Source organism: Prochlorococcus sp. MIT 1318, assembly GCF_047304505.1.
In the GTDB taxonomy this organism is placed as follows: domain Bacteria; phylum Cyanobacteriota; class Cyanobacteriia; order PCC-6307; family Cyanobiaceae; genus Prochlorococcus; species Prochlorococcus marinus_D.
This window is the reverse complement of sequence record NZ_CP138958.1, coordinates 1,797,712-1,821,306: the sequence shown is the minus strand read 5'-3', so window position 1 is coordinate 1,821,306 and position 23,595 is coordinate 1,797,712. Positions and strand designations below refer to the sequence as shown.

Below are 23,595 nucleotides of genomic sequence, written 5' to 3'. Positions count from 1 at the left end.
AATAAGGGTCGAACCGAAGGCTAAGTATGTATGGGATTTAAGCCTCGGCCAAGGCAAAGCAAACAAGTGTGGTATGTCACAGGTGAAGACTTCAAATAACCAACACCACCACAACGTAAGCAAACAGATGAACTCTTAGTATGAGAGGGTTTGAGCAAGCAAGGATCTGTCTTGTGGGAGGGCTTGAGTGTTGTCATAATTGTTCTTTGTATGAAACAGGTGTCCAAGGACCTTGACATTGACTTGCTCACCATCACAGGCCAAAGCCCTCTACACAACCCCCAATCGGGGGAATCTTCACCAATAGACTTGTATTAATCCTCAGCAGACAAGAGTCATTATTGCCTTAGGTATTTGGCAAAATCCTTTTTTTGCGGTGCAAATAGTGATAACATCGGCTAATGCCAATATATTGGTGCTATGCATATAAAGCAAAAAACAGTAAATGCCATTAAGATTATGCCACAGATCCCTTCACTATTGCCAAAAATAAACGACATGAAACTCCCAGCAAAAACTGCCCTAACAGCTGGACTTGCAACAGCTGTCATCATGATTCTGCCTTACATACTAAATCTGATATTTACAGTGCTTCCTGGGTTCCTAGGAGCACTTACCAGCGTTGTAACGCCTATTTTCACAGCAGCGGGGCTGGCCTGGTTGATCACCTACATCTGGACAAAGCAGTAAAAGAATATATCTCTAGGCAAGAATGCTTTCAAAAAATAATAAAATTGCAATAATGGTTAATTGCTTCATTGAATAGTTGCTCTGTATATATATTGAGCTTGCTTGCAAAAGCAAAGCAGGCTCACTTGATAAAGCACTGGTTTTGACAATACTCACACAATTAGACCTACAGATTCAGGCTTGAATAGTGATGTCGAAGCATCTCCACGACCCCAATCGATCAAATGAAATAAGTAAATGCAGATAATCGCTAGCTAATATACAAAGTAGAAAGGTAAGTAGTATTAAAACCAAGACTCGCAAATAGATTCAGTATTCTAAGCCGTAATATCCATAAGGTTATTAGCTGCAAATGCATTCGATAAAAGTATCGAGATTGCTACGTCTACTTCTCTCTAGGCACGATCTAAAAGACATGATCATCTTTCTTACGGATAACCTTAATCAATATCAATAATCACTCCCTGCAAACTAAATATCATGACTCAAACAAATAAATTGGCCAAAACCGTTCCAGGAAAGGCCCTAGCTCCAGCAGCCAAAATTGGTTCAAGCCTGGCAAAGACAAAAACACCTGCAGCAACTAAGGTTGTTGCATGAATGAGAGCCGAGGCAGGAACGGGTGTTTTCAATACATCAGGCCGCCAGATATACAATGGAAACTCTATTAATTTTGCAATTGGTCCCATAATCATAAGGAAGCAAAGGAGAAGAGTAGTTGGATTTGAAAGCTTACCGCTGATAATCGCTTCTTCGAGAAGGGGGCCACTTTCATCAAATCCAAAACTTCTGGTCACCCAGAACAAACCAAGACTACCAAGTAGAAATCCAACGTCACCAACAAGGTCTACCAGGAAAATCTTTTGGGTTGTTTTGGAAGAGCCATTGGTGTCGTACCAAAAACCAACTAGAAGGTAAGAAGATATACCAACCAGCAGCCAAAAGACAAACATCTCTAATAGGTTTGGACTTAGGGCTAGACCTAACAAGGCACTAGTTAAAAAGCCTAGATAAGTAAAAAAACTTACATAGTTTTTTTTGCCTGCCATATAAATATGTGCGGACAACATCAACAACATTCCTGCAGTACTAATCAGCGCAAGCATCTCGGCACCAATGCCATCTACAATAAAACCGATCTGTAAATTGAGATCAGTTAAACCTGGCAAGTCGAAGATCACCTTACTGGCAGCAGTTCCAGCCCTTTGTTCCGCCAGAAGGGCGTAACTGAGTACAACTGCTGCACCAACACAGCTAACTAAAAGGAATGAAACCGGCTTACTCAACCGGTTCATGGTGAGCTTGAAACTGATCAACAAAAATCCTACAAAGCATGCACCTGCCAAAGGCAGCACTGGAATTAACCAAGCGAGTTCTGAAGGTAAAGGCATTAGCCGAATTTAGTGATGTTAGAAGTTGCAAGTTTTTTTGTCAGTTCGTCAAGTCCAACCAAGCAAATTAAGCCGAAGACACCAAACATGGAAATTGGAAGAATTTCATCCATCACTAATAGGACGAGTTTCCCTGTTGGAGCAAAGCCTGAGCAAGTCGCCAAATAGATCCTTAGCGTTTGGACATGAGGGCAAGAATATGAAAAGGCACGTCGACTGCATAAGGATTCAGTCAAGCCTGAAGGGAATCATCCGAATTTCCAACAAGATTCTGAATCACAGTGAGTTAATCCAATCCAAAATACCCATCAAAAGCTGGTGAAACGAGGGTACCGTGCGATCCAGTATCAAGATCAGTACCACTAAAGCATTCAAAGCAAATACTGAGACAGAAACGGCTATGCCAAGCTTTTTCTCGCGTGGAGAGATCCGATCGTTGGCTTCTGAATTGTCCTTTGGCGTTGCATCCACCGCAATACTCAGATGATCTTTCAATGTCGATGCTAAAGCAGAGAACAGAAGCCGGCGGATAAATGTAGAGGCTTTTCATCCTTTCTGTATGTCTTGAAATGGAACTCCTATTAGCCGAAAATCAAGCCATATCAGCAAGCTGCCATAACAAGGAACAATTCAGAGCCCCTTAGGCAGGCGTTATCGGTGCAAAGAAAGCGGCATGAGATGGCAGGATGAGGACATGCGTAACTTTGCCGGCAATGATGATCAACAGAATGCGCGAAGCCATCGTGGATCAACTTCGTTCTTGCAGTACACCTGAGCAGCTTCTAGCGCTTGATGAGCAAATAAGAGTCGAGACCGATGCAGGCCCCCTTTATCGCTTGATCTGCAACTTCCTGCGAGATCGCACGGTTGCTCCCGTCGAAGCAGCGAGATGGCTTGACACCTTGATGGACCATCGAGAGAAGCAACTGGACGACTGTCTCAACCTCCACTGTCAGCTTTAAGAACAGGAACACTCTGCAGCAGTTCTTTAGGGGATAAAGCCAATAGCAGAGCACAGTGCTGGTGCCACCCCCCCCTGCAAAACGTTTACCATGCAAAGGATTTAACGCATAGAGGCTCTCGAATGACGATTGCCGAGGCAATCAACGACTTCACTCTCCTAAAACCCGGTTAAATCGACGACGAATCGCTCAACAAAAGAGACGACTGAAGCAACCCAGCGTCGAACAGCCAGCAAGCTGGGTATATTTACTCAGCGGTCAAAGCAGATAGGCCAAAAGCGCTGAGCCAGCTTCAGGCAAATCATTCCTAGTCAAGATTAGGGCTTGAGTCGCAATAATCGCTATGGATAGGCCAATTTGATCTGATTTTTGGTGCGCTTACTATCCTATCGCTAGCGCACACAAAAGCCCTTATCCCTTACGCCATTAAAAGCGTTGAATCCCCATGTGATCAACAACCCTATCCAAAGAAAACAACAAGAAGCTGTTCAGACTTCACGTCCAGACCATTGACTGCCACTGGCAGAAGGCTTGAGGAGAGATAGCCTTATCGCAGACAAGACTACGATGTTAATATTTGCTTAAGATGCATTTGCGCAAATAAGTATAGGCTTAGAAGCCACAGTTTCCCAAAAATTCTTTCTATGCGCCAATCTTTTGCTGGTACGACTGGTGCAGTACAGCCTTCGGCCACACCACGTATCCAATCAATCCGTGAAAAGATCAGCATACAGGAACTGGAGCTACGACTTACAAGGCTTGGTTTAGCAACAACGACCCAGGCTCCAAATCCTAGCTAGCAACAAAGTTATCTTGGAAATTTAGAAAAGACAGACAAAAGATTAAAAATTTATCACCCTAAAATGGATCTGCAGAGAACTATAATCTGTACAAATCTAACCAAAAAATTCTAAATTGCCAGCCACTCCACAGCCCTGGCAATAGTCTTTATCGTTCACTAAACAGTTATTAAGAAAACTCGATTAACAAGAAAGCCTCAAAAAACAGACTCCAACAGAACGACAAATAACGAATCAAGTGACTATGCAAATGCGAGCAATACATTCGTATGATTGGAGCAGGAGTGGAAATTAGGAACCGACAAGAGCTTCGATAACAACAAATTCACCTCTAAGTAGAGCAAAGAAATCGATGGAAGTATTATATAGATCGATAGAGAAATCGCTTGCACCACTACACTAACTGGCCGATCGTGCTCGACAGCGGGGCAATTTGGAGCAAAAGGGCTAACTAGAGAGAGAAGCGAAGGTTGAACGGCAAATACAAGTTGGAGCTATCAAGCCAGAATGACCAAACAACGGCCTGATCCTCAACGCTATGTTCCTTAACCGCCGAGACTTCCTAAGCCTTAGCGGAGCAGGAATGGCCAGCTTGTTTCTTCATAGGGCCCTTGCCGCAAACCTGGTAAGTGCTCCGTCAAAGTCTCTCTTGTCTGACCTGCCAAGGGGAGATCAGCGAATCGCACTGATCAGCGACCTCAACGCAAGTTACGGATCAACCAGCTACGTGTCTCAAGTTCATCGTGGCCTAGAGCTTTTAATCAAACTACAACCCGATCTTGTCCTTTGCGCAGGCGATATGGTTGCGGGACAGAAGCTCGGGCTCACTTCAAACCAGCTCGATGCAATGTGGTCTGCCTTTGATGAACAGATACTGCAGCCCCTAAGAACTGTAGAAGAGTCTTTCGCTCCAACCATGGGCAACCATGACGCATCAAACAGCCGCACACATTCGGGATATGTGTTTGAGCTCGATCGACTGCATGCTCAAAAGTTCTGGCGTGCACGCCAAGAATCACTTGGTCTCACATTTGTTGAAGCCCATCAATTCCCTTTCCGATACAGCATTCGTCATGAAGAAATCTTCTTGCTAGTTGTTGATGCCTCTTCGGCCAACATCTCATCAGATGACTGGGCCTGGGCCGAGAGCCAGCTAGATGGATCAGAAGCTCGCCAGGCAAAGTTGCGAATGATGATGGGCCATCTGCCGCCTTATGCGATTGCAAAGGGACGCGATCGTGCAGGCGAAGTGTTACACGAACCAGAACGTCTGCAGCAACTGCTTCAGCGCAAAAATGTACATCTATACATTAGTGGCCACCATCACGCCTGGTATCCGAGCCATGTGGGTTCCGCCAATCTGCTTAGTCTCGGTTGCATGGGTAGTGGACCGCGTCAAAGACTCAACGACTCACACCCACCACAACAAACCATCGCCTTGCTCGACCTTTTCAGTCAACAGGGCGAACTTGTAGAGACCACTATTGAACTCGATGGCCTGCAAGTCTTACCAGAACAACTACTGCCCAGTTCATTACAACCAAGCGTTGGCCCAAGGCTTTACTTGCGCTCAACCAGAATCAATCTCAACAACAAATCAACTGCCAACAAAACAAAGCTTTCGGTTAAACCTTAATTAGAAAAAGGATTAAAAGCATCGTCTAACCTGAGTAGTGGCCAACTGCACCTCGCGTTGAAAGAGAAGGGACGCTGCCATTAGGCATACCATCGCCATAACGAACAAAGGCACCACAAGTAAGGCAAGATCAAGTTGAGTGACCACACTGATAAAGACAACAGCTACAACCATTGCAACCAATAAAATCGTGACGGTGAGAAGTTCAATCGCTTTCATCACCAACGCCATGCGCCTCTTCAATGCTTGTAACTCTGTTTTGCTCTCACGCTCTGATGAGACAGGTGTATCCCGGCTTTGAGTCAAAGCTTGAAGCTCACGAGAACGGTCAATAATGCGAACCAATCGGCTATTGAGAACTACCAGCAAACCTCCAATACCTGCGAGCAAGAAAACTGGCGCAACAGACATCTGGATGGCCCTCGACAGGTTTTCAGCAGGTTGATGACCCAATTGGGAAACCAGATCAACAAGCCCCAAGACATAAATCATGAGCAAACGTATCGAGCAGTCAAGACAAGCTACCAAGACCCAATCAAAAACAGACGCTTGCCTGATAAACGCCAGCTAAAAGTATGAAAGGGAACTCACTTACTGCAAAGACTGGTGAATAGCTACCTACAGATTTAAGTTAAGAGATTCGTGGACATTGCAAAAGAGACTCTATAACTGGAGAAGCTGATGCCTGTAGGAACAGGCTGAAAGGGTAGACTGGTTCAAATGCAGAGAGATAGGTGAAATTGAATATAATTGATCAGTTAAATATTAATCAATCTAGCTTCAAGACTACAGCGATAATAGGGAGCAAAGTTAATATCATTAGTCAGCAAAAAGAAAGAATAGATCAAAATAACAACCTATTAAACCGAAAAAGAACACAAGGTCTGCAATACGAAAAAGAAGAATGGGGATACATGGTCTAATAAAACTAGAAAATGGGTCAAATATTATGATAAGTTTCTGGAAGATCAAATTTGAACAGGGATAACATAGTCTTAAAAACCAAGTTCGAGTTAATTACAAAATGAGCAAAAATCCCTTGCATCGCGCCTTCGACTTGCTAACAGGGCAATGGTCTATTTTTTTAGAACAACCTGTTCCAATTGAGGTGCTTGATGAGGAACGCATTGCCAACTCTTTACCTTCGTTTGGCTTTTTTGTATTACTTATCACATCAACAATAATCGCAACCTTTGGACTGATTGCCAACAACACTGCCGTTGTAATTGGAGCCATGATCGTGGCTCCATTAATGAATCCAATCTTGAGCATGGCGTATGGGATATCCATTGCAAGCAGCCTGTTGATCAGACGATCATTAGTGACCTTGATCATAGGTACGGGCATTGTTGTTATCACAGCAGCTTTAATAGCAACGTGCATGCCGGTAAGAGTCTTAGGCTCAGAAATACTGGCTAGAACATCACCAAATCTGATCGACCTGCTAGTGGCTTTTGCGGCCGGAATAGCTGGAGCATTTTCTCTAACCCGCAAGCGTATTGCGAGTTCTATAGCTGGGGTCGCAATCGCCGTTGCGCTTGTGCCTCCACTTTGCGTTAGTGGCATTGGGTTAACGCTTGATCCGGAGATCAGTGCCAGATTTTCTAGAGGGGTAATAAGGGGGCTAAACCATGAGGTTGCTACAGGGTCGTTCATACTTTTTCTGGCCAACCTTATAGGCATCACCTTTGCCGCTTCACTGACCTTTCTAAGTCAGTCATATGGATCGATCAAGCGCTCATGGCGTGCATTGTTAGCATGGTTAGCACTTATCATTATAATTTGCGTCCCTCTAAGTTCATCCTTAAGAAAGTTCTTACTTACAAAGAAGATTGAGATGGAACTCTCTGCGATCGGGGCAAATCAACAACAGCCAGGAGCAACAAATATAAAAATGCCAGGAATTAAACAAAAGATGCAGATCCGCTATATGTATGTGAATTTAAAAGAAGATCGTGCTGTTCTAGATCTAGTACTCAATGTCCCAGAAGGTACACTAACTGAGGGGAAAGTAGCCTCTATTAATAAAATACTGTTTGATTCAATAAAAGAGTTTGGAATTAGACAACTCGATGTAGACACAAGAATCGTTCCTTCACGAGTTCATCAGTACAGAGAGACTCTTAAGCAATAGGGTTCACAGCCTATAAATTAGGATTTAGCAATTAAACACTTAAGAAAAATCAGACCATAGGATATGCAAACGATACAACTAACTAACATTGCTTCGATGTGGAATTTATATAATTTGGCTAATGTCAATCTTTATTGACGAGAAAATATCACATTTTGAATAGGAGCACCAAGTGTAATTCCCTCCCGGTCAAAAGCTTCTTTAATCTGCAATCTAAACTCACGGCCTACACTCCACTGAGCCAAGGGTTGAGTTTTTATCCAAACACGGATTAAACAACCTGATGATTGCACCTGATCAATCCCAAGGATCTCGGGAGCATCAAGAAAATAATCACTCCATTGCTTATCATCTCTCATGTTATTGGCTACAAGCCGAACCACATCGAGCACATGGCGAAGGTTCTCGCGAGCTGATACCTTGATATCAAAATTAACTCGAGACCAATCCTTAGTAAGGTTCTCTACGGTTCGTATCTGGCTATTAGGCAGAGTTGTTAGTTGACCATCAGAACCACGAAGTTGAGTGTTGAATAAATTCATATTTTCAACAAAGCCACCAAAGGTGCCGATCGTAACGACATCACCTATTGCAAAACGATCACCAGCCAAGATAAGAACTCCGTTAAGAATATCCTCAAGCACATTACGAGAAAGAAAACCCACGGCAACAGCAATTACCCCAGCACTGGTAAAAACAGAACGGTCGACTCCTATTGTTGTTAAAGTCAAAACGATACCTAGAAAAATAGTGATTACGGTTGCTCCACCTTTAAGAAACTTAGAATATGTACTTGCCCTAAGGGTATAGCGCATCGAACTAACATCCCTGCTAGAAACACGCCTTATCCAATTATTAATATTAAAATCAATGATGATAACAACCAAAAGCCGCAAAATAAAAACACCTAGCCAAATAAAAGGAATCGCAATCGATTGCTGCAGAGCAATAAATGAGTATATACGCATTGAAGGATAAATAGCAGTAGCAGAAAGCAGGACTAAGACTGAAAATGCGATTCGAATAAAGTTACTTGCTAATAGAACGAGTTCTAAGAAGTTCTGGGTCTGGTTCAATAAAGCGTGAGTATATGCAGCCGATCGAGGAAGATTATCGATGGGTTGATTAGGGTGTTGAGTTGCAGACTCATTGACATTATCGACGACAGATGAATCCTTAGATTGATCGAGTGAATCGATATCATTAACATATCCGTCATTACTGGAAAGCGGCATAAGGTTGCCCGAATAAGCAGCCATGACATCGTCTTTAAAAGATTCTGCAAGTGATTCCTGTTTATGCAATAAACGACGATTTATAGAAAGCAATGAAGCTCGTATAGTCTTGAGAAGAAACAAACCTAAAATGGCTGTTAACAATAAGCCCACAGAAAGTAAAACACGTAATCCAGGAAAGGAGGAGGAAAATTCCAGGCCCCAAAGGCGATCACTAAAATTAACTCTTATTCTCTGTTGCCACTCTTGCGCCAACTGAGAGATCTCAATGCCTGCATGCTGAGCATCTGGAGCCGTTACAGTAATTACTGTCTGTTTAAAAAGACGATACTTTGGATTGTCTGGCAAATAGATAACTGTGGCTTTATTTTGGGTGCCGATCTCCACTGCAGGCGTAAGAGGATGAATAGGTTTCTGATGTAAGAACCACCAGAATCGTGGATCATAAATTCGTTGTAGACCGTAGTTAGAAGCCTTACCAGACAACTGGGTCTCTCGCCAAAAACTAACAAGGCGATTTTTGACAGATTTAACAGTTAACTGTACAGATTGCGCTCGCTGTTCAATGTTCTGAGCTGCCTGCTGTGGACTGATATTATTTGAAGCTTGCGCAGCGAGAGTGAGACGATTGTTCTGGCTAAGAATTCGAACAGGAAAAACAACTCTGCTGCAGTAAAGGCGACCACAACGCCAAGGTCTATTAAGGTCCCAGACAGGTCGGTTCATCGGATTACTGATGGGAGCTGCTGGTGATCCGAACGAGATCTGTGAAAAAGCAGGAAAAAAAAGCAGACTGATCAGTAAGCCACAAAAAAGACATACCAACCAACGCAAGGCTAATTTTTTTTTGGAAAGTAGCTGCATTACCAATTCTTATCCATCTAAGGATTGTAGCTAGATTAAATGAGCTGCTGATCGATATCCAGCAAAAACAAGAAAAGTTTGATCCATAAGCATTATCTGTTAAACAGGCATTAGATTTTTCCTGGCATATGTATTTCGCCTACAATTCTAGTAATAAAGAAAACTTAAAAGCAATATAAGAATCGGAGTCTGGCCATACTATTAACTAAAAGATGCTTAATATAGACAAACAATGCTACGTGAAAAAGATGAGTGCGCATATGTCAAAAGAGCAGGTTATAAGCTTTGGCAAAGAGAACTGATCTACAGAAGAGATCTAAAGACAGCGAAGGCAATGAGAATAAATGTTCATCACACTATTCGACATAAACACTAAATAATAAAAAAGATTATCAATACACTAAAGACTTAATAGCAATAACAAAGCAAGCAGTAGCAAGCTAATAGGAAATTTTAAATAATCAAAGTAAGCAAGGCTTAAACTTAAATCGTCATACTTTAAAATAACGAACTGTGAATAGGCAAGAATTAACCTACTCAGGCTTATAAATCAGCCTATGCGATGGATAATCTAAGAAGGGTTAAACAATGGAAGATACTCTGATACTTTCTAAAAGTGGATCTTTTCACAAGATGAATTACTGAATTCGTATATCTTATGCAGAAATGTATTGCCCAACAAAATGGATAAGGCAAACATTAACTTAAAGCTTACTATAACTATTGCAAGGCAGGATGATTACGTCTAGAAAGTTTCGTATTGGTCTAGTTCTATCGGAATTAGTTAAAAAAACAGCAAAAGATTTATCGAGTTAGGCCCCTGACTTTTTTACTGAGGGCTCTAAGCTTGCCAAATCTGCTGTTGCTTCAGCTATATTGTTGCTGAATTTACAAGTTCCCAGATAACAACCTAGAAAACGCTCTCCCTCTCCTTGCTTGGCAGTAAATTTATGGATAGTGCCACCTTGGGCAGTGGAATGAACAAGAATAGCTTGAAGAGCCATAATAGGATGTAAACACTTGCCTATCTTCACGCAATACACCAGCATTGCCATAGGTGGATGTACTGCCTTGAGAGACAGGATTCAATGTGCCAAACAAATTAATAAATTCTAACGGGTTAAGCTTCTAAAAATAATTCTCGGAAAAAAAAGAATCTGGACACAACTTGCTGGCAGACATAAATCAATGAGCATGAGGGTGTATTGGTTTCATCCCAAAAATGCTCGCAAGATTAATCAGTACAATCAAACAGAATAGAACTTTCATCTTTAGTTAAAGGTAAAGCTATAACTCGATAGGCACACAGTTAAATAGTGTGAACTCAAGAAAGGCGTTAATAGCAAATTCTAGTGATCATTGAACTTCGGGAATGTAAAGTGACGCTAGAGATTATCATTCTGATAGGCACTCCTTTACTAAGTTACTAATAGTTTTAAATTCGACTCTATCAGCTTGATGACACCACTCAAACATCACTGATTCTGTAGTTGTTAAAGTCACACCAACAGACTCCATACGTCTTAATGCAAACTCATAGTCAATTCTCCTACGACTACCAATTGCGTCGACAGCTACAAAAACCTGATAATCATTTGAGATAAGATCTAGTGCTGTTTGAAGCACGCAAACATGAGCTTCAATTCCACAGAGAAGAATCTTACTAATACCAGACTTCCTAAATTGTTGAAGGATTTCTGCACATCTAACACAACTAAATGACATTTTTGGGTAAGGCTTATGTACAATCCTTTTCGCAATTAGTTCTATTGTATGACCAAGACGTTGAGGATATTGTTCCGTTAATGCCATCTCTATACTCAGAACATTCGCGGCATCAATCAGACGCCTGACATTCCAAACGATCTGTTTCTGATCATCCACAGCCTGTATCAATCTCTCTTGCACATCAATAATCAAAAGGGCTGTGTCTTTAGATTGCATCAACATTGGGCTATGCAAAAGAGAATCAGTAAACGAAGTCGATAAATCCGAAAATAAGTTTTCGGAATAATCTGTGTTGATAGGGATGCTCAGGTGATACACCAAAAATGGTAGCCAATCAAGCAGAAGCGGTTCAGTGCATTAAGAAACCTAAACTAGTTGTATAAGAGTTTGATGAACTCAAAGCTCACGGCTCTCCAGTGCACTTGCTAAACGTTCAACCGCGTCGGCTAATTGCTGTTGGGTATTTGGACCTGCTGCGGTTTTAGCCTCTTGTTTGCGTTTGAAGCGCTCGATAGCCCTCACCACAATAAATACCACGAAGGCAATGACCAAGAAATTGATTATTGCAACCAGCAAGGATCCGCCGGGCAAGTCACTTAGTGTCTCTACCTTAAGTTTATGAAGTACAGGGTCCATCGCAGCGATAGTGACCAACTTGACAAGTGCATCCACCACCTTGGAGAAGGCACCACCTACGACAACAGCGACCGCTAGATCAACGACATTGCCGCGATTGATAAATTCAGTGAAGTCATGAAGGACGTTGGTTATTTTGCGACGGTATGCCATATGAAGCAATGACTAAGAAGACACCATAATGACCCTCTCAGTGAGATGACGCCACAATCCTAAAAAATTTAAACGATTTACCCCTTCTAAATCTTCAGGGCTTGGTCAGAAGAAATCTTATCAAATAACTAATGAATACATTTAACTGATTAATTCGTCAAAAGAATAAAAATCCCCTGGCCTCCACTGACCAAGGGATCGTTTATGCGTTCCTTGAATAGTATTGCGTATATCCATGAACTACTGAGTAGTCGAAGGCCCACATAGGTGTGCCGGATGTACCAAGCAGAGTAGTCAATCAATCTATTGAGATGGGGTAAGTGATTTAACATCATAGAATTATATGTATTTCTATGATATTAAATAGAACAACTTGTTGGTGGGGGGGGGTGCATTTGCAGGCAAACCTTAGAAACATCAAGCAAGCGATGGATCAGTTTCAGACAATGCCAAGGGGAAAGGTAAAAATAGTATTATAAATACTGGAATCAGAAAAGATTAAAATGAGATTACCATACGATATGTTTTGAAAAGTACAGATCAAGTACGCCAATATCTGGCCAAAATATTTAAATTACTAATAGATGAGTAAGCAAATCTGTCCGTGACATGAGAGAGCATATGTGTGGTCAAAATGATATTCTTATCCGATACATTTTATGTTAATACGTTGTTTTTTTCTCTGGTGCTAGTCTTAAGGAATATCAGCCTGCCAGTCATCAACATCAAAACGTACTTAGAGAGCTGATGATTAGACCTAATCAAAATTGCCTTGCATCCTTTTTGAAGAGGTGTACAAACCTGAATTTCACGAGTTGGATTGAAACGTCCATTTTAGTGATTGGCACCTTTGGTTTCGTTGCCCTGATGCATATAGCGCCTGTAAGGGCAACTCCACTCAAGCTCATGTGCTCTTACATCTATGAAGGCAAAGCATATAAGGAAATATACATTGTCGACCCCGAGAAATTATTAGTAGAGATAAGTTATCCATTTGCACCATCTGAAGAAGATAGAAATATCATCGAGAGACTTATCGTTGAATCAACCTCACCAGTTATTGTTGTTGCTAAACTTCAAACAAGCAACAGTCATTACTTCAAATATGAGATCAACAAAGTAAACCTTGAGATCAAAACATTTTCAGTAAGCCTTGTCGCCGGAGTTCAGACGATGACAACCCGTACTTGCAAGAGAATTAAAGATTTTACTAGCCATCAGATCAAGATTTAAAACTCTAATGGTGGCTTCAATTCACTTAGTTAAGGCTAGGCCAACCTAATTCAGAAAAGCTATACCCAATGAGTAAGTTTGCAGGATTATAATCAGCTTCAGGTATCGTTACCCAAAGATCATTAACAGCTTCATCTAAACTTATGATCACAACAATTAATCTAAATAGACAGAAAAATCAATTACATTTCATCAATTAGTACTCAATAAAATTTAAATATACGCGTAGTCTTGCTACTGACCTAATTTTTTCCATAAACGGAATCCCTGGCAGACCCGATTGGACGATCGACAGCCATAGGGAATGGCGAATTGTGCGATTTGGCTGGAAGGCGATTACAACCAGCGTGAACCAACAGAGCGCTAACGGCTACCTCGACGACATGGAACTTACAACGGCAACTGGGCCGAATAGCACCATGGCTACTAATGGCAGCCTTGCCGACATCAATTGGGAAAATCTTGATGGGGTGAGCTACTACACACAGACTCTCGCAGCACATGCCACAGACGAAGCATCTCACAACCTTTTAGGCAAACAGGGATCAGCACTCTTTGATCAACTTCAAGGTGCTAGCTGTCACGTGCCCAGCCAGCGGACAGGGAACAATCAACAGGCTGTGGCAAAAGTCATCAAGGACCAAACAATCTGGCCCTACACCGACCTTTTACTTCGCGAGATGGGGCCTAGCCGCGAAGAAGCGATCATCTTGCATGCAGGCGAGGCTACAACTGCCTAGTAGCGCTATCAGGCCTAGCCACAAAGGCAGAAGGATCAACTATTGGATTGGCTCAAACAACTTTAAAGAAACAACGCCATCGACCTTCAGAGGCTGCCTTACTTGCAGGAATCTCAAACCATCAATTGCGCCAATCACTCTCATTAGCGGTTACTGTTGAGAAATGCATTGCAGAGGTGGCCTTGCCTACTTCTTCGTCCCTGGCCCGTATCCATGGACAACTTGAGGTTGGCTTGCATCAGGGTGGTCGACGTTTAACGCCTCAAAGACGCCGCGTTCTTGATCTCTTTGAAAGTATTGGTTCTGGCATTCACCTCAGTGCTGAAGAAGTCCATCGGCAACTTCTAGAAGCAAACTCGAAGGTGTCTCTAGCAACGATCTACCGCACGCTGCGCTTGCTTGTCGACATGGGCTTTCTACACGAGTTGGAAATAAGCGATGGCGGACATCGCTTTGAATTAGCAAGTCACGACCATCCTGATCATCACCATTTGGTATGCGTGCGTTGTGGTCGTACTGAGGAGTTTGAGAGCAAGCCAGTACTGGAAGCTGGACGCTCTGCTGCTGAGCGAATCGGGTTCCAACTGATTGAGTCAACCTTGAATGTAAGGGCTCTATGTCCGTCTTGTCAGAGACCCTCTACAACCAATGTCCATTGATGGCTGATGACAAACATCAGTGCTGAGAATGCTGATCACACGGCATCCAATGGGTTCCCATCTGGTGAGCGCCTTTGCATCCCAACTCAAGTGCCTTCGCTTCGGCCTCCAATTGAGTGGGGTAGGCCATCAAGCGAGGGTGCATCTGCGACGCAGACTTGCCACTCACGGGAAGGTGATGCTGATGGGAATTTTCAATCTCCGACCCACCCAAAGACACCAAGCCCATGCTTAATGGACCTGCCGTCCACACTCCCATGGTGCTTACACCAACAGAAAGCAAGCCCATCCCAACGACAGAAGCATTGATCACCCCCATGGCCACAACGCCAATGGAAACAACACCCATGGGAACAACACCAATGCAAACCACTCCCATTGGCACAATACCGATCGAAATTGTGCCTAAGGGAGCTATCCCAATAGCCAGCTTTTTCGGTTTGCTCCCGCAGTGTGCTGATGCTTTGTCATCGCCAGTTTTATCAGCAATGTTCATGGATTGTGTTGAGACTCCATTTGAATGCCGTGCTTGTCACAGACCATCCACATCTGACCCATCTGATGGGCCCCCTTACAACCAAATTGTGGGGCGGCAGCTTCGGCCTCAGCTTGAGTTCTAAACATCGCCTGCTTCGGTTCAGTAGCTGATGTTTCAGCAGCGTTGATCCCGACTTCGCCCATTAAAACTGTCAATCCAGTCGTTGCAGCAATCAATAGTAGCGATCCACTTAATGTAGTTGAGGCTGATCGGCCCATGAGCTCCATTATTTCCACCATCCATGATGCATCCAGATTGAAGGTTGCACCACAAAATCCTCTCGCTCGCTTTTGGCTAGCGAGAGCTCTATCAGGCCCATCGACTGCACCAAAACTCCACAAGCGTCGAGGCTATGGACGCACCGTTTGCTGACTGGTGGCACGAGATCGTCGTGTTCAAACCATTGGTTTTTGAAGAGGTCTTTGAAGCGGTTTTGGCTGTCCGCGAGCAACGCACCGTTTTGCTCAACATCTGTCGGATGGAGCCGGAACATGCCCGGCGCACCATTGATTTTGTGATTGGAGCTGTGACTGCGCTTGATGGACAATATGTGCGCATTGACGAGAAAGTGTTCCTATTTGCACCTTCACTTGTCGCGATCAAGACGTTGCAAGGTTCCCTTATAAGAGATTCAAGCGGCAAATCTATCGAGCGCTAATGATCAGCTTTGATCACAGGTCCTTGAATGATTAACCGATCTCTCCCTCAGATTGAAGGGCGCCGCCACAACTGGATCCATTGCCTGCAGTGCAACCAAAACAATGAGGTCCAACAGTGATTGGTTGACCAGGCCATTGAATTTCGACATCCAGCAAGTCCCTGAGGTGTTGAACAGGCCCCTTAAGGTGAAGACTCAGTTGCTGGTTAAAATCACAGTCAAAAAGCTGGCCCTGCCAATTCACACTGATCAAGCTTCGGCACATGACCGTTTTTAGATTATCGGGATTATGAGCACCTTCTAAAAGCTGCTGATAACTCTCTCGCTGGCCGGACATGGTCAACTGTGTAGCGAAACGTTGAATCGGCATGTTCGCTATCGTGAATAACCTGGTGAATTCGATGCCATAACGTTGTTTTAGCTCTTTACGATAGGCCTCTTCTAGTTGAGCTTGAGGAGGAGGCAGCTGAGGACCCTGGGGGTTAAAAATCAAGTTGAGAATTAGTTGCTCATCGTTTTGCCCATAACCAAGTTGATTCAACTGACGTAATCCAATAAGGCTGCGTTCAAACACTCCTTTGCCACGTTGTTGGTCTACATTCTCCGCCTCGTAACAAGGCAGAGAAGCCACCACAGTGACACGATGTTTGGCGAGAAAAGCCGCCAAGTTTTCCTGGCCTGGCTCAGTGAGGATGGTTAGGTTGCAACGGTCGATAACCTCCACACCCAAACAGCTGGCCTGAATGACCAAATCCTTAAATCCTGGGTGAAGCTCGGGAGCGCCACCGGTGAGGTCAAGACATTCCAGCTGGTATTGATCCAACACCTTTGGTATCAAGGCCATGGTTTGGGGATCCATCATTTCCAGACGGGTCGGCCCTGCATTCACATGGCAGTGGGCACAGCTCTGGTTGCATCGGTAACCAAGGTTGACCTGCAAAGTACGTAGGTTGTCCCGATGCAGCTCCGGGAAAACCTCAGATCGAAACGCAGTTGCTGATGTGTCGTGAGAAGGCAACACAGAAATCATTTGAGTGCAATCATCCTGACGTGGCCAATGGCAAACAAACCACTTAGTTAGTTATTACTGCTGATGTCGAAACAAACTGATGATTCGTTGCAAACAGAACCCTTAGCGAGACGACTTAATAGAAGTGCAATACTTTACTTACGTTCAACGGAAGCTCTCTATTGAAGTTCTCATCCACTAGCACAAGAGCAAAGAGATAACAATAAAACATACACAAGACATCCTATGCTTGCTACATTTGGGCTCAAGTCTGTACAACATTTACTTTCCAACTCTTGCTTTATCGATCGAGAGAGATAAATAGCAAGACGATCAATCATGCTGCAGAGATGATGCAAAATACTCGAGGAGTAGGGCAAGTCTCAATGCCGTGCTTCCCAAGGGGCACCGACAGGCAGCAATGTATATTTACACTAAAAAATGATTAACCTTAAAAAGAATCTCTTTCTAAAAAAGACATGGTTAAAAACAATCATTCAAGGTGAAGGAACTCTATTGCTGATATCTATTCTCACCCTTGAGGCCCAATAGGGACTAAGGAATGGTCTCCTCTTAAGCCTCCCAAAGATTGCTAATTACAGCATTCAACGAGCTGAACGACGTTCAGCAAGTGACCTAAACCAAGCCACGTACGTGCTGGGGCCGCTAGGAACCAGTACATCAAAATGCAAGGGATCCTCAGGATCACTGATCCCTTGTAAACGTTCATCCGCCAAGCTGGGTCGGTATACTTCACCACCACTACTATCGACAAGAACCACTCGATTGGTTCGGTTATAAGTTGCACCTAAATCCTGTAGCAAGGTAAGAAAACCGCGGTCGCTTCCGCCACGTAACCATCCAGTTCCATCTGGAGATGGATTGGATGTAACCGTATCACCCACACCCATCAACAGTGGCATCTGATCAACAGGAATATGTTTGCGGCAGAGATCCAACAATCCCTGATGAGTCTTAGGTGCTGAACGCACATCAAAGTCTTTGCCGAGAGGAGCTGTGCCTTTGTGTTGAGCGATATGCTTGTTAATCAAAACCAATAGTCCGGCTTCCTTAACAGCACCTTTGAGCATGAACTGGATATCAGTAGTGCCTACATCGCCAGGGGCAGCAGGCTTGAGCCTCTCCCGTTGTCCATCACAGCCCATGTTGGGAGCAATATGCAGAAAAAACGAATTAGGCAAACCAGCACTTATTGCACTATTAATCAATTCATTCATCAACTCCTGCAGCATAATTTGCAGGGATTGCTGAATACCAACATCGTCAGGAGACAGGCTAAACAAGCCATTCAAGAGAATTGTGGGCGATAGCTCTGTATCAAGAACTGACATCTTTGCGAGGGTTTGGATCTCATCAGAGGTGATCTGGGGAAGCAATGCAGGGAGACGCTGTTCCAGCAAGGTCTGCATTCGGCTAGGCAGTGCAGCAAGAAAGGCAATTTCTGCATCACTAATGCCGGGATGACTAATCTCGCCATAACAATTCTGCAGTTGCACTCCGCCTGCGGCTAATCCCGGTAAGTAGAGGCCCTGCTTAGCCGGCAGCTGGGGATCACCCAAAGCCCTCTCGACTACACAATTGACTCCACGATGTCCGCCATGCTCTCCATTGGTCAGTACAGAAAAAGACCCCTCAAGCCTTTTGGCTGCCCATACGTAGGCAGGATCCAAAACTCTCGTCAGAGGATCCTTGACAAGAGGGATACAAACGCCGTCAAGATCCTGAACGATCAAGAGGTCTTCAGTACTGACCATCTCAGCCAAAAGCTGATCGAGGTCGATGTGGCCCATGTTTGGTTGCTATGGCCGGGTCTACACACCTTCCCACGTTGAGCACGATGGGCCAAGCCACTGACATGGAAACACTGTGGCTAGCACCTGCTGACTAATGAGCAGCTGTATTGGCGCGAGGTGAAAGTTCAGCTGTTTGTTGAGCAGATCCTGATTGAACTAAAGGCAACAAAAGCAGACCGATCTGAACAGAAGCTGCTCGATTTATCATAGAGATTAAACGTTTTAATATGGTGATATGCAAATTCCCATTTTCCTGAGATCAGCTGCATCCGTAGGGTTAAAGAAGACAACAACAAATCTGCATAGAAGCAAGGAGAAGTGATGAACAACAGTTTTTTCACCAAGTCCCTAAATCCGGAGTTGATTCAAAGCAGAATTAAAGCACTTGAAAAAGGCAATGTCGGGTTCTACAGCGTGGGGCTTTATCCAGCCTCACTGGCATACAACTGTGCGATGCAAACCGCTGGTGTCAGCTTATTGCTTGCCCCGCGTCCAGAACGAGAATTGCTGGGAGCCTTTCCAGAGGGTTCTTTGGATGGAATGGACGAGGCCCATGTTGCATCTGTTATCAAGATGGGCACACATGTAAAAGCTGGAGTTCGTGTCACAAACACACTGGCTGATCTAATTGAACGCTGTGAGCTCGTCGTTCTCAGTGCGAACAGCAACCATGTAGAGCTAGACCTTGAGGAAGCTTGTCGACTACGTGAGGAGATGAAACGAGAACAGGTTGTTCTAGCTTGTCTGGCCGGTTCCTTCTCTCATAACCAGATCAATAATGAATCATATGTCCTATGTGAAAAGCAACCAAATCTAGCTTTCTTCTCAGGATTTCACCGCCATGGAGCATTGCGAAATCCGTTTGATAGCTTCACGGCCAACTTCTGCCATCCAAATGCACTGACAGCGATGCTTGGAGCTCGAATGCTGGATCGATTGTCACCAAATATCCAGGTATCGTCAGGCGTTCACAATATTGAAGGGCAATATATCAAAGCAGCAAAAAATATGGCATCAATATTTGCTGGATTTGGTTATACATATCACCATGATAATCCAGGCGTACTTCCAACTCTACTGACCTTACTTTTAGATCAGTGTCTTGATCAAGCTGCCACAGTATCGATGTGTAGAAATGATCGTCATGGGCTCTACAATCAACAACCATTTTCATTAACTGAGCTTGGTTACGGAGTGCAGCGCATTGAAGCCGCATTGGCTCGAGATGGGGAGATGGAAAAGGTGCGAGATCACACCTTTGCACAACTTACTGCCATGGTTGCAGATGTTAGGGGCAGCATGATGCTTCCGGTTTGTGGCAAACCAACGCGTAACTTTCAAGCTGGGCAAGTACTCGCTAAAAAGATGAAGGAAGAAGAGCGCTGCCCTCATCAAATGGAAGAACTTGAAGAATGGTGTGAATCTGATGGGCTACAAAAGGGAGGGTTAGAAGGCTTGAAGTCTCTGCGTTATTGGCCACAGATTGTTCGTAATTACTCTATTCCTCTGCATGATTCATCGATGGTGAATCTTTTATACATGTCTATCTATGGAAATCAATCCAGCAAAGGAGTTGCTTATTCTGTGATGACAGAAAGCCGTGAACTCACTAATTACTGCCAGGAATCTGTCAGACCAACCCATAGCCGCAGATATGCCGAAGCTCTTCAAAATCTTGACAACCCAGAGGCCATAGATCTAATCGTTAACGCAGTGATTGCCGACAATGGGCGTCGTGCAATCCGAGATGATTCATTCCTTAATGATTCGGAGGCAGTAGACAAGACACCAGCTTATCTCAGAGCGATGAATGTAATCGAGACAAGCCTATAAGTAGGATTCCCCAGCAGATCACCAGTAATTTCAAAACATCTGCTGAATTAAAAGCAAATATCCATTGATTTGAATCATGAGCAAACTAGCTGATCTAGTTATCAGATTATAAGTCTAAGTCAATTAAGGACTTGGCAAGTAAATAGTCTTATCAGCAATTGTTTCGTAAGGGGTTGGGTCGCAACTGAGCACAATCACCTGAAGGCCACGCTTTACCGCCTGGGTCATCATCCTGAGCACTGTCTCGATGCGATCTGGATCAGTATTGGTAAAAGCATCATCAAACAGAATTGGCAAACAGTCGCCATGTCCTCCTTTGAGGGCATCTGCGATCGAAAGACGAAGAGCCCCATTGAGCTGTTCCTTCATGCCGCCACTTAAATCTCGAAATTGTACGTTTTGACCGTCACGTCGAAGGCCTAATTCTCGAAATCCATCATGAGGGTCGAAATTAAGGTGACAACGATCATTTTGGTTGCCAAGCAGGGGCTCTAAGTAAGAACAAATTGCCTGACTAAGTGGAGTCGTATATCGATTTGATAGTTCAGCTTGAGCTTGTTGAAATGATTTTAAGAGTCTTTGCTGTGCATGAGCAAGCATCAATTGTTCACGCTCCTCCAGCTTGGCCTGATTGAAGTTTACGCGGGCTTCCTCAAGAACAGCATAAGGTTCAAGGCTTCCAAGCCCTTCACAGCGTTCACGCAGAGCTCCTCGTTGTCCGCTAAGAAGCTGTAAATGTTCCTGCAAACGTTTTTCTTGGGCATCCAGCTCTGCAAGAGCTGACTTGATGGCTTGTAGAGTTTGTTTTCCGAGCTGTTGTTCTAAATCAGAAACTTTCTGTCCCAAATGAGTCAGTGATTGATTAAGTTTCAGTAGTTTTTCCTCAATCTCTGGCTCAGGACCATGTTCAGCCAAAAGAGATTTCATATGTTGTTTTCGTTCGATTTGTTTTGCACTTAACACCTCAAGCGAAAGTGTAAGCTTCTGTAAGTTCTTGTCTTGCTCATACTCTTCCCTATGCAGCTGCTGAAGTCGCAACTTGATCACCTTAATTGACTCACTAATGGTTCTGTAGCTCTGGCGATATCGCTTAAGCTCAACGCGGATGGTATCGAGATCAAGAAGTTGATTCAAGCTTCCATCATTAGAGAATAAACTATCATCTAGCTTGGAAAGTTCTGATTCTGAGGTCATCTCTTGTTCAATTTCTTGCTGACGATTTTCAAGTTGTTTTTTCTGTAGAGATAGGCTTATATTTCCATCATGTCCATCTTGACATCCATTGAGTTGTTCGTTGATAAGATTCAATTGCTGACTCAACTGATTCCTGTGATTAATCTTTTGTTCGGCTTCCTCCAAAGATTTCACTTGCCAAGCCTTCAGGGTCTCCGTGTACTTCAGAAGATGCCTCTCATGGTCACGTTTTAGTTCTTCAATTCCCGTACCTTGGCCAGGATTAATATGAAAGCGAACTCCATCACCAACATTCACGGTGAAACTTGATATAAGGCGTTTCTTCTCACCCTCCTTCAGGGGAAAACCATCGACAAGTACAGGCTGATCTGCACGTTCTAGATTGAATTCAGATGCCATCGTTTCAATGCGAATAGCACATCCTTTGACTTGGTCATAACAATCACGAAGACGCTGCAAGTTAGCCACACCAAGATCAGGCAGTGCATCGAGTTGAATTTGCAGTGTTTGGAATTGTTTGCGCAAGCGTTGTTGCTCGTTGTGCTGTCGTTGGAGGGATTCGCGTTGAAGCTTGAGCTGTGTGAGTTCTTCTAACCGTCTCATGTGCAGACCCCTTAATTCCCAGTCCGATCGTTGTTGATCCAGATCATCGAGCTCTTGCTGTGTGGTCTCAATCTGCTTTTTGGTCTCACTAAGGCTGTGCTTAAGCAGAGTCTGCTGCTCACTGCCATCCTCAAGATTCTTCTGGCAGAGGAGAAATTCATTGTGGATTTGATGATTGGCATGAAGGACGCTTTGCAGTTGTTTCTTTCGCAGTTGAAGAGGTTCGAGCTGCTGTCGATAAAGGAGCAGAGCAGCTTCGTCCTGGCGGGTCTGCTCCTGTTGCGTTTGCAACTCGAAACGTCGCTTCTTGAGGGCAGGTTTGCGGTCTGACGTGAGCAAGTCAAGCTCATGTTCAAGTTGATCCAACTCTGCACTGGTGGATTCAAAGCTGTCCCGTTGCAGTTCAGCAGTTTTAAGCGCATCTTCCGCTCTCTCTCGTTGTTGCTGACATTGCCAAAGAAGTGAGTTACGACGAACCCCTCGACTCGTGAAAGTGGCTTCCACAAGAGCCTCCAGCTCCGTACTCACCTTTTGATCAAGAGGTGATTGCAAAGACACTTCTGCCCGTTGCTCCAATTGCTGCATCAACCCATTGAGGTCGTAATGCTGGGGTCCTTGATCTAAAAGATTCTGGCCAGCGAGTCCCTGTAACACCCAGAGATGAGCCCATCGACTCGGAAGGACTCGCGCGGCCTGACGACTGCCAACGATCTCATCAACTCCGAGAAGTTTTGCTAGGAGCTCTTCTGCCGCAGAACCGCTGAGTGGAACTTCTTGCCCGGTTCCATCAAGCCTTACGCTGCCACTCTGACCACTAAAGCGTTTGCTCAACGACCAGATCGCACCTTTTGCTTCAAAAGAAAGTTCAATGAGGGGGTGACCTGGAAAAAGATTAGAGCGCAACGCTTCTACTAGCGATCCGCTAGCTGTGGCCTTGAGAAATAAGCCTCGATGCATCGCCTCCACAAGTGAGCTTTTCCCGCTTTCATTGGCTCCAGAAATCAACGTCAATCCGGGCGAGAAGTCGATATCCAAGAGCCGATGACGGCGAATATTTTCAAGATGGCAGTGCAATAAGCGCATAG

At 44.1% G+C, this 23,595-nt stretch carries 20 protein-coding genes; 8 read left to right on the top strand and 12 right to left on the bottom strand.

Annotation, left to right across the window (positions count from 1 at the left end; translation table 11 throughout):
* Positions 1-1,175: 1,175 nt before the first annotated feature.
* Both SIB66_RS09380 and SIB66_RS09375 read right to left on the bottom strand, forming a co-directional pair.
* Complete coding sequence (locus SIB66_RS09380; RefSeq protein WP_063405722.1) at positions 1,176-2,081, bottom strand: proton-conducting transporter membrane subunit; 906 nt, start codon at positions 2,079-2,081, stop codon at positions 1,176-1,178.
* A gap of 276 nt (positions 2,082-2,357) precedes the next feature.
* Positions 2,358-2,576, bottom strand: a complete 219-nt coding sequence (locus tag SIB66_RS09375; protein ID WP_063404064.1) for a hypothetical protein — start codon at positions 2,574-2,576, stop codon at positions 2,358-2,360.
* A gap of 233 nt (positions 2,577-2,809) precedes the next feature.
* Here SIB66_RS09375 and SIB66_RS09370 point away from each other — a divergent pair, with 233 nt between their 5' ends.
* Both SIB66_RS09370 and SIB66_RS09365 read left to right on the top strand, forming a co-directional pair.
* Complete coding sequence (locus SIB66_RS09370) at positions 2,810-3,043, top strand: hypothetical protein (RefSeq protein ID WP_236068998.1); 234 nt, start codon at positions 2,810-2,812, stop codon at positions 3,041-3,043.
* Between the two features lie 1,338 nt (positions 3,044-4,381).
* Positions 4,382-5,479, top strand: coding sequence for a metallophosphoesterase family protein (locus SIB66_RS09365; protein WP_063405721.1), 1,098 nt, complete (start codon positions 4,382-4,384; stop codon positions 5,477-5,479).
* Between the two features lie 12 nt (positions 5,480-5,491).
* Here the strand turns inward: SIB66_RS09365 and SIB66_RS09360 are convergent, their stop codons facing one another.
* Positions 5,492-5,890, bottom strand: a complete 399-nt coding sequence (locus SIB66_RS09360; protein ID WP_063421333.1) for a DUF2721 domain-containing protein — start codon at positions 5,888-5,890, stop codon at positions 5,492-5,494.
* Between the two features lie 613 nt (positions 5,891-6,503).
* Here SIB66_RS09360 and SIB66_RS09355 point away from each other — a divergent pair.
* Complete coding sequence (locus SIB66_RS09355; RefSeq protein WP_063405719.1) at positions 6,504-7,613, top strand: TIGR00341 family protein; 1,110 nt, start codon at positions 6,504-6,506, stop codon at positions 7,611-7,613.
* A 131-nt stretch (positions 7,614-7,744) separates the two neighbouring features.
* On the opposite strand, the gene SIB66_RS09350 is transcribed toward SIB66_RS09355, so the two are convergent.
* From SIB66_RS09350 to mscL, 4 genes are all read right to left on the bottom strand, one after another.
* Positions 7,745-9,574 (bottom strand): mechanosensitive ion channel family protein, encoded by a 1,830-nt coding sequence (locus SIB66_RS09350; protein WP_413681262.1) that lies wholly within the window; start codon positions 9,572-9,574, stop codon positions 7,745-7,747.
* A gap of 950 nt (positions 9,575-10,524) precedes the next feature.
* On the bottom strand, positions 10,525-10,767 hold the full coding sequence (locus SIB66_RS09345) for a hypothetical protein (protein ID WP_236070090.1): 243 nt from the start codon (positions 10,765-10,767) through the stop codon (positions 10,525-10,527).
* Between the two features lie 340 nt (positions 10,768-11,107).
* Positions 11,108-11,758, bottom strand: a complete 651-nt coding sequence (locus tag SIB66_RS09340) for a hydrolase (RefSeq protein WP_413681260.1) — start codon at positions 11,756-11,758, stop codon at positions 11,108-11,110.
* A gap of 78 nt (positions 11,759-11,836) precedes the next feature.
* Positions 11,837-12,229 carry a large conductance mechanosensitive channel protein MscL gene (mscL, locus tag SIB66_RS09335; RefSeq protein ID WP_063405716.1) on the bottom strand — a complete coding sequence of 131 codons (393 nt, stop codon included), beginning with the start codon at positions 12,227-12,229 and terminating at the stop codon, positions 11,837-11,839.
* An 837-nt stretch (positions 12,230-13,066) separates the two neighbouring features.
* On the opposite strand from mscL, the gene SIB66_RS09330 reads away from it, so the two are divergent.
* From SIB66_RS09330 to SIB66_RS09320, 3 genes are all read left to right on the top strand, one after another.
* A complete protein-coding gene (locus SIB66_RS09330) occupies positions 13,067-13,462 on the top strand; it encodes a hypothetical protein (protein ID WP_236070089.1) in 396 nt (131 codons plus the stop codon).
* 314 nt (positions 13,463-13,776) lie between these two features.
* Positions 13,777-14,202, top strand: a complete 426-nt coding sequence (locus SIB66_RS09325) for a di-heme oxidoredictase family protein (protein ID WP_063421325.1) — start codon at positions 13,777-13,779, stop codon at positions 14,200-14,202.
* Positions 14,203-14,378: 176 nt separating this feature from the next.
* A complete protein-coding gene (locus tag SIB66_RS09320; protein WP_370520960.1) occupies positions 14,379-14,861 on the top strand; it encodes a Fur family transcriptional regulator in 483 nt (160 codons plus the stop codon).
* A gap of 16 nt (positions 14,862-14,877) precedes the next feature.
* On the opposite strand, the gene SIB66_RS09315 is transcribed toward SIB66_RS09320, so the two are convergent.
* Both SIB66_RS09315 and SIB66_RS09310 read right to left on the bottom strand, forming a co-directional pair.
* Positions 14,878-15,357, bottom strand: coding sequence for a hypothetical protein (locus tag SIB66_RS09315; protein WP_063405713.1), 480 nt, complete (start codon positions 15,355-15,357; stop codon positions 14,878-14,880).
* Complete coding sequence (locus tag SIB66_RS09310; RefSeq protein WP_236070088.1) at positions 15,354-15,542, bottom strand: DUF3721 domain-containing protein; 189 nt, start codon at positions 15,540-15,542, stop codon at positions 15,354-15,356. The genes SIB66_RS09315 and SIB66_RS09310 overlap by 4 nt, the downstream gene beginning before the upstream one ends.
* Before the next feature lie 209 nt (positions 15,543-15,751).
* Between SIB66_RS09310 and SIB66_RS09305 the strand changes: the two genes are divergently transcribed.
* The gene (locus SIB66_RS09305; protein WP_063405712.1) at positions 15,752-16,057 is read left to right on the top strand and encodes a cell division protein SepF; all 306 of its coding nucleotides are present in this window, start codon (positions 15,752-15,754) and stop codon (positions 16,055-16,057) included.
* Between the two features lie 31 nt (positions 16,058-16,088).
* Here SIB66_RS09305 and arsS read toward each other — a convergent pair whose 3' ends face one another.
* Together arsS and stpA are read right to left on the bottom strand one after the other, a co-directional pair.
* Positions 16,089-17,087, bottom strand: a complete 999-nt coding sequence (gene arsS / locus SIB66_RS09300; RefSeq protein ID WP_063400595.1) for an arsenosugar biosynthesis radical SAM (seleno)protein ArsS — start codon at positions 17,085-17,087, stop codon at positions 16,089-16,091.
* 584 nt (positions 17,088-17,671) lie between these two features.
* Entirely contained in the window at positions 17,672-18,877 is a 1,206-nt protein-coding gene (gene stpA / locus SIB66_RS09295; RefSeq protein ID WP_063405711.1) for a glucosylglycerol 3-phosphatase, read from the bottom strand.
* Between the two features lie 324 nt (positions 18,878-19,201).
* On the opposite strand from stpA, the gene SIB66_RS09290 reads away from it, so the two are divergent.
* On the top strand, positions 19,202-20,713 hold the full coding sequence (locus tag SIB66_RS09290; protein WP_063405710.1) for a hypothetical protein: 1,512 nt from the start codon (positions 19,202-19,204) through the stop codon (positions 20,711-20,713).
* Positions 20,714-20,836: 123 nt separating this feature from the next.
* Here the strand turns inward: SIB66_RS09290 and SIB66_RS09285 are convergent, their stop codons facing one another.
* Positions 20,837-23,593 carry an AAA family ATPase gene (locus SIB66_RS09285; RefSeq protein ID WP_063405709.1) on the bottom strand — a complete coding sequence of 919 codons (2,757 nt, stop codon included), beginning with the start codon at positions 23,591-23,593 and terminating at the stop codon, positions 20,837-20,839.
* Between the last annotated feature and the right edge of the window lie 2 nt (positions 23,594-23,595).